At 39.9% G+C, this 6,689-nt stretch carries 6 protein-coding genes and 1 rRNA gene; 2 read left to right on the forward strand and 5 right to left on the reverse strand.

Annotated features, from left to right (window positions below; all coding sequences use genetic code 11):
- Nucleotides 1–146 precede the first annotated feature (146 nt).
- On the reverse strand, nt 147–941 hold the full coding sequence (locus tag HME9304_RS12735; RefSeq protein WP_112378951.1) for an HAD family hydrolase: 795 nt from the start codon (nt 939–941) through the stop codon (nt 147–149).
- Between the two features lie 71 nt (nt 942–1,012).
- On the opposite strand from HME9304_RS12735, the gene HME9304_RS12740 reads away from it, so the two are divergent.
- Nucleotides 1,013–1,435, forward strand: coding sequence for a secondary thiamine-phosphate synthase enzyme YjbQ (locus HME9304_RS12740; RefSeq protein ID WP_112378952.1), 423 nt, complete (start codon nt 1,013–1,015; stop codon nt 1,433–1,435).
- 69 nt (nt 1,436–1,504) lie between these two features.
- On the opposite strand, the gene rplT is transcribed toward HME9304_RS12740, so the two are convergent.
- The 4 genes from rplT to thrS all read right to left on the reverse strand — a co-directional run bounded on the left by rplT (nt 1,505) and on the right by thrS (nt 4,720).
- On the reverse strand, nt 1,505–1,849 hold the full coding sequence (gene rplT / locus HME9304_RS12745; protein WP_112378953.1) for a 50S ribosomal protein L20: 345 nt from the start codon (nt 1,847–1,849) through the stop codon (nt 1,505–1,507).
- Nucleotides 1,850–1,939: 90 nt separating this feature from the next.
- Nucleotides 1,940–2,137, reverse strand: a complete 198-nt coding sequence (gene rpmI, locus HME9304_RS12750) for a 50S ribosomal protein L35 (RefSeq protein ID WP_112378954.1) — start codon at nt 2,135–2,137, stop codon at nt 1,940–1,942.
- Between the two features lie 56 nt (nt 2,138–2,193).
- Entirely contained in the window at nt 2,194–2,748 is a 555-nt protein-coding gene (gene infC / locus HME9304_RS12755) for a translation initiation factor IF-3 (protein ID WP_112378955.1), read from the reverse strand.
- Nucleotides 2,749–2,779: 31 nt separating this feature from the next.
- On the reverse strand, nt 2,780–4,720 hold the full coding sequence (gene thrS / locus HME9304_RS12760; protein ID WP_112378956.1) for a threonine--tRNA ligase: 1,941 nt from the start codon (nt 4,718–4,720) through the stop codon (nt 2,780–2,782).
- Between the two features lie 434 nt (nt 4,721–5,154).
- Here thrS and HME9304_RS12765 point away from each other — a divergent pair.
- Nucleotides 5,155–6,676 (forward strand): 16S ribosomal RNA (locus HME9304_RS12765).
- The last annotated feature ends 13 nt before the right edge of the window (nt 6,677–6,689 follow it).

Raw genomic sequence — 6,689 nt, forward strand, 5'->3', positions numbered from 1 at the left:
ATAATCTCAAAAGAAAGAATAAATAATTGTTGTCCAGAATAGGAGAGTAAAATCAAAAAGCTGGTTTACACATGGAGGTCTTTTGATTATTTTTTAGAAAAATCCAGAGTAAATTAATTGTGTAAACTATTGAAATTTCATTTGTATCAAACAATTAATTTTTCCATGATTTTTTCAACACCAAATTCTTCATTACTCAAGGTTTCAAATTTTGCAGCTCTTTTCACATTGGGGTGTGCGTTGGCCATCGCAAAACTATAATTGGAGAGCTCTAGCATTTCCAAATCGTTATTGTAGTCTCCAAATACCATAATTTCATCAGAAGTGATTCCGTAAGTCCCCATTAATTTTTCTAAAGCAAAACCTTTATGCGCATTTATGTGGGACACATCGACCCAATTAGCACCGGACACTTTTACTTTTAAGGATTTTTCAAGATGTTTCACTTTTGGATAAATATATTCTTCTGAATTTTCAAAGTGATAAATCGCAATTTTTAAAATCTCATCTTTTACAATTGCTTGATTGTCCACTACTTTGAACGCAGTATAATATTCTTGGAGCATTTTAAGAAACTTACTTGAACTTCCAGTAACATATGCCGTATCCTTACTGCATAATACGGGATAGGCGCCAGGAACGTTGGAAAGTATTTGTAGAATATTATGTACGCTTTTTTTTTCTAGAGGAGTTGTTAATAGCACAGAATTGTTTTTCCTGATATATGCTCCATTCTCCGCTATAAAATAAATATCGTCTTTAATACTTGAAAGCTTGTCCAACATACTATGATATTGCCTTCCACTTGCCGCAACAAACTGTATGTTTTTTTGTTTGAGTTCATTAAAAATCTCAAAGAAACGGTCACTTACTTCATGCTTTGAATTTAATAGCGTACCGTCCATATCTGTGACGACCATTCTTATCTTTGATAAATCCATTCTCTAAATTAAAGCTGCAAAGGTATGGGTTGATTTATTAACGATGTAAACTTTATATTAATTTCACAACTATGAAGAGCTACCAATCCGAAATACATTTAAAGCCATATCCCAGGGGTTTCCATTTAATAACAGATACTATTATAGCTAGTTTAAATGAAATAAAGAATATTCAATCCGGAATATTGCATATATTCATAAAACATACTTCGGCAAGCATTACGATTAACGAGAATGCTGACCCAACCGTACGTACAGATTTTGAAAGCCATATGAATATAATGATACCTGAAAATGCGCCATATTATTTTCATGTGTATGAGGGTCCTGATGACATGCCGGCACATATAAAAGCGTCATTGTTGGGTAGTTCGGTGCAAATTCCAATAACAAGAGGCAAATTGAATCTTGGTACTTGGCAGGGTATCTATCTTTGTGAGCATCGAGACAATGCCAATGGAAGAAAACTTGTATTAACAAGCTTTGGAGCTTAATATTAATGCACTAAAAGAAAAAAACCGCTCATTTAGGCGGTTTTTTCAAGTGGGATAGAATTTTGATTCTTATTTTATGCTATTCACTATTGCTTTGAAAGCATCAGGATGATTCATGGCCAAATCGGCAAGAACTTTTCTGTTCAGTTCTATACCATTGGATTTTATCTTCCCCATGAATTGTGAATAAGACATTCCGTGCATTCTTGCCCCTGCATTGATACGGGTTATCCAAAGTGCGCGGAAATTGCGTTTTTTGTTTCTTCTGTCACGGTAGGCATAAAGCATTGCTTTTTCTACCGCATTTTTGGCTACTGTCCAGACATTTTTACGTCTTCCAAAATAACCTTTTGCTTGCTTCATCACTTTTTTTCTTCTAGCTCTAGAAGCAACTGAATTTACTGATCTTGGCATAATGTTTAATTTTTTTTGTAGTAGGCGGTCGTTTTTGACACTTTTAAAAGCCCGACTCCATGGTTAATAATAATTTACCGTAATGAACAATTATTTCAAACGTAATTGTTCTTTAATATTGTTGACGTCTGCTTCATGTACCAAAGTAGAATGAGTCAACTTAAGCTTACGCTTTTTTGATTTTTTAGTCAGAATATGACTTTTAAAAGCGTGCTTTCTTTTTATTTTACCAGTTCCCGTAAGCTTAAAACGCTTTTTGGCACTGGATTTTGTTTTCATTTTAGGCATTTTCTCCTCTTTAATATATTAAACCGAAAAATTTCGGTATCCCACTCATTGATTTATTACTTCTTCGTTTTAGGGGCAATGAACATCGTCATTCGTTTACCCTCCAATTTTGGCATCTGCTCAACTTTTCCAAGTTCTTCAAGTTCTTGGGCCAATTTTAATAAAAGTATTTCTCCCTGGTCTTTATAAACAATTGACCGTCCCTTAAAAAATACATATGCCTTGAGCTTGGCGCCATCTTTTAGGAATTTTTCGGCATGCCGCTTCTTAAATTCATAATCATGGTCATCAGTTTGCGGACCAAACCGTATTTCTTTTACAATTACTTTTGTGGCTTTGGCCTTCATTGCCTTGTCACGTTTCTTTTGCTCATAAAGAAACTTTTTGTAATCGATAACTTTACAGACCGGTGGATTTGCTTTTGGTGAAATCTCAACCAAATCCAATTCCAGTTCCTGTGCCTTTTCCAAAGCTTTTCTGATAGGATAAACACCTATCTCTACATTATCTCCCACCAATCTTACCTCAGGTGCAAGAATTTTTTCATTGATGTTATGGGGATTTTTGTTTTCTCGTCTTGGTTGGGGCCTAAATCTTCTTCGTATTGCTATGACTTATACTTTTTAATTAAACTAAATTTTGTTAAAACGACTTTAAGGTACTATTTATTTCAGTGGATACCAAGTCGGAAAAATTATCAATACTTAAACTTCCCACATCTTCGCCTCCATGTCTTCTTACGGACACTGTTTTAGATGCTTCTTCTTGCTCACCGACAATGAGCATGAACGGAATTTTTTTTAGTTCCGCTTCACGGATTTTCTTACCAACAGTCTCGTTCCTATTATCAATGAGCGCGCGAATTTCGTGATTTTCTAAAGAACTTAAAACTTTTTCTGCATATTTTTCATGTTTCTCGCTGACGGGCAACAATATAGCTTGCATTGGAATAAGCCATAATGGGAAGTTACCTCCAGTATGCTCAAGCAACAACGCCACAAAACGTTCCATACTTCCAAAAGGTGCCCTGTGTATCATAACGGGCCTGTGCAGTTCGTTGTCACTACCTTTATAAGTGAGGTCAAAACGCTCAGGGAGTGTATAATCAACTTGAATTGTACCCAATTGCCATTGTCTTCCCAAGGCATCTTTGATCATAAAGTCCAACTTTGGACCATAAAATGCTGCTTCGCCGCTTTCAATTACATAATCCATCCCCTTTTCTTCGGCCGCTTCTATGATTGCTTTTTCAGCATTGTCCCAATTTTCAACAGAACCTATATATTTTTCTGGCTTATTTAAATCTCTTACCGAAACTTGAGCGGTGAAATTTTCAAACCCTAAAGAGCCCAATACATAAAGAGTTAGGTCTATAACATTTTTAAACTCTTCATTTATCTGGTCTGGTGTACAAAAAATATGCGCATCATCTTGTGTAAAACCCCTAACTCTTGTAAGACCATGCAATTCACCACTTTGTTCATATCTATAGACAGTACCAAATTCCGCATACCGTTTGGGCAAATCCTTATAACTAAAAGGGCTACTATTGTAAATTTCACAATGGTGCGGGCAGTTCATTGGCTTCAAAAGAAACTCCTCCTCATCTTTTGGTGTACGTATGGGCTGAAAACTATCTTCACCATATTTTGCATAATGTCCTGAAGTTACATAAAGCTCTTTTTGTCCAATATGTGGAGTAACGACCATTTCGTAACCTGCTTTTTTCTGGGCTTTCTTTAAAAATTGTTCTAAACGTTCTCTAAGTGCAGCACCATTTGGTAACCATAATGGAAGACCTTGTCCAACCTTTTTGGAAAAAGTGAACAATTCCAATTCCTTTCCCAGTTTTCTATGGTCTCTTTTTTTCGCCTCTTCTAATAATTCTAGATATTCAGTTAAATCTTTTTGTTTGGGAAAAGAAATCCCGTAAACTCTTGTTAGTTGTTTGTTGTTTTCATCACCCCTCCAATATGCACCTGCAACACTCAGTATTTTTATTGCCTTAATGATTCCCGTGTTCGGAATATGACCACCCCTACATAGATCGGTAAATGTGTCATGGTCACAAAAAGTGATAGTGCCATCCTCCAAGTTTTCAATGAGCTCAATCTTGTATTCATTATTTTGATTTTTATAAAAATTGAGAGCGTTTTTTTTAGAAACGCTTCTCATTTTATAATCATGCTTGCCCCTAGCAATTTCCAAAGCTTTCTTTTCTATTTCTGGAAAATCTTTTTCAGAAATGGAATGCTCTCCAAAATCAACATCATAATAAAAACCATTTTCAATTGCTGGCCCTATGGTGAGTTTAATATTAGGGTATAACTCTTCTAGTGCTTGGGCAACAACGTGGGAAGTGGAATGCCAAAAAGCTTTTTTCCCTTCTTCGTTTTGCCATGTATATAATATAAGTGTTCCATCTTCATTAAGAGGTGTGCTTGTTTCAACAATGGTATCATTGAATTTTGCTGAAATAACATTTCTGGCCAACCCCTCACTAATACTTTTTGCAATTTCCATTGGGGTAGTATTTTCAGAAATTTTTTTTATTGCGCCATCTGGCAATGTAATTTCAATCATTTGTTCTCCTTATTTTGGATAGGGGAGCAAAGATACTATCTTGAGTTGATGCCTACAATAGCTGACGCTTTCAAATAGCATAAGCCTTTATAATCAATTAATTGCCCATATGTATAACTGAATTTTTACATTTAAACTTTCATTTTTAATTATAATAAATTGATTTTTAGATAATTGCATTTTTTTTGATTTTTTTTTTGAATTTGTGTTGTGGTATCATTTAAACCTGTTTATATTTGCACCCGCTTAGCTGATAAGGTTGGGCGCTGTAAGAGGGTAGATAGGTCCCGTTTCGGGGCTGTTTTTTTCTTTTTCGGATTCAAGAAGTTCATTTGACATATTGTATAGACAGCGTAAAAGAGAACACAAGGAACCATTTTGATGCGGGGGACTCGGTCATTGTCCAAGGTAGTTGGATAGATATTTAACGATAGACAATGAAGAGTTTGATCCTGGCTCAGGATGAACGCTAGCGGCAGGCCTAACACATGCAAGTCGAGGGGTAACGGGGGTGCTTGCACCCGCCGACGACCGGCGCACGGGTGCGGAACGCGTATGGAACCTGCCCCTGTCAGGGGAATAGCCCAGAGAAATTTGGATTAATGCCCCATGGCATCATATGGACACATGTCCACGTGATTAAAGATTTATCGGACAGGGATGGCCATGCGTACCATTAGTTTGTTGGTGGGGTAACGGCCCACCAAGGCAGCGATGGTTAGGGGCCCTGAGAGGGGGATCCCCCACACTGGTACTGAGACACGGACCAGACTCCTACGGGAGGCAGCAGTGAGGAATATTGGACAATGGAGGGGACTCTGATCCAGCCATGCCGCGTGCAGGATGACCGCCCTATGGGTCGTAAACTGCTTTTGTACGGGAAGAAACCCATCTTCGTGAAGATGGCTGACGGTACCGTAAGAATAAGGACCGGCTAACTCCGTGCCAGCAGCCGCGGTAATACGGAGGGTCCGAGCGTTATCCGGAATCATTGGGTTTAAAGGGTCCGTAGGCGGGCCGTTAAGTCAGGGGTGAAAGTCTGCGGCTCAACCGTAGAATTGCCTTTGATACTGGCGGTCTTGAGTTATGGTGAAGTTGCCGGAACATGTGGTGTAGCGGTGAAATGCATAGATATCACATAGAACGCCGATTGCGAAGGCAGGTGACTAACCATATACTGACGCTGATGGACGAAAGCGTGGGTAGCGAACGGGATTAGATACCCCGGTAGTCCACGCCGTAAACGATGGATACTAGCTGTCGGGCCCTTGGGCTCGGCGGCCAAGCGAAAGTGATAAGTATCCCACCTGGGGAGTACGTTCGCAAGAATGAAACTCAAAGGAATTGACGGGGGCCCGCACAAGCGGTGGAGCATGTGGTTTAATTCGATGATACGCGAGGAACCTTACCAGGGCTTAAATGTAGTATGACAGGGGTGGAGACACCCTTTTCTTCGGACATATTACAAGGTGCTGCATGGTTGTCGTCAGCTCGTGCCGTGAGGTGTCAGGTTAAGTCCTATAACGAGCGCAACCCCTACCGTTAGTTGCCAGCATGTAAAGATGGGGACTCTAACGGGACTGCCGGTGCAAACCGCGAGGAAGGTGGGGACGACGTCAAATCATCACGGCCCTTACGTCCTGGGCCACACACGTGCTACAATGGCCGGTACAGAGGGAAGCCACCCCGCAAGGGGGCGCGGATCTACAAAGCCGGTCACAGTTCGGATCGGGGTCTGCAACTCGACCCCGTGAAGCTGGAATCGCTAGTAATCGGATATCAGCCATGATCCGGTGAATACGTTCCCGGGCCTTGTACACACCGCCCGTCAAGCCATGGAAGCCGGGAGTGCCTGAAGTCCGTCACCGCAAGGAGCGGCCTAGGGCAAAATCGGTAACTAGGGCTAAGTCGTAACAAGGTAGCCGTACCGGAAGGTGCGGCTGGAACACCTCCTTTCTAGAGAAGAGAC

This window comes from Flagellimonas maritima (assembly GCF_003269425.1).
Lineage (GTDB): Bacteria > Bacteroidota > Bacteroidia > Flavobacteriales > Flavobacteriaceae > Flagellimonas > Flagellimonas maritima.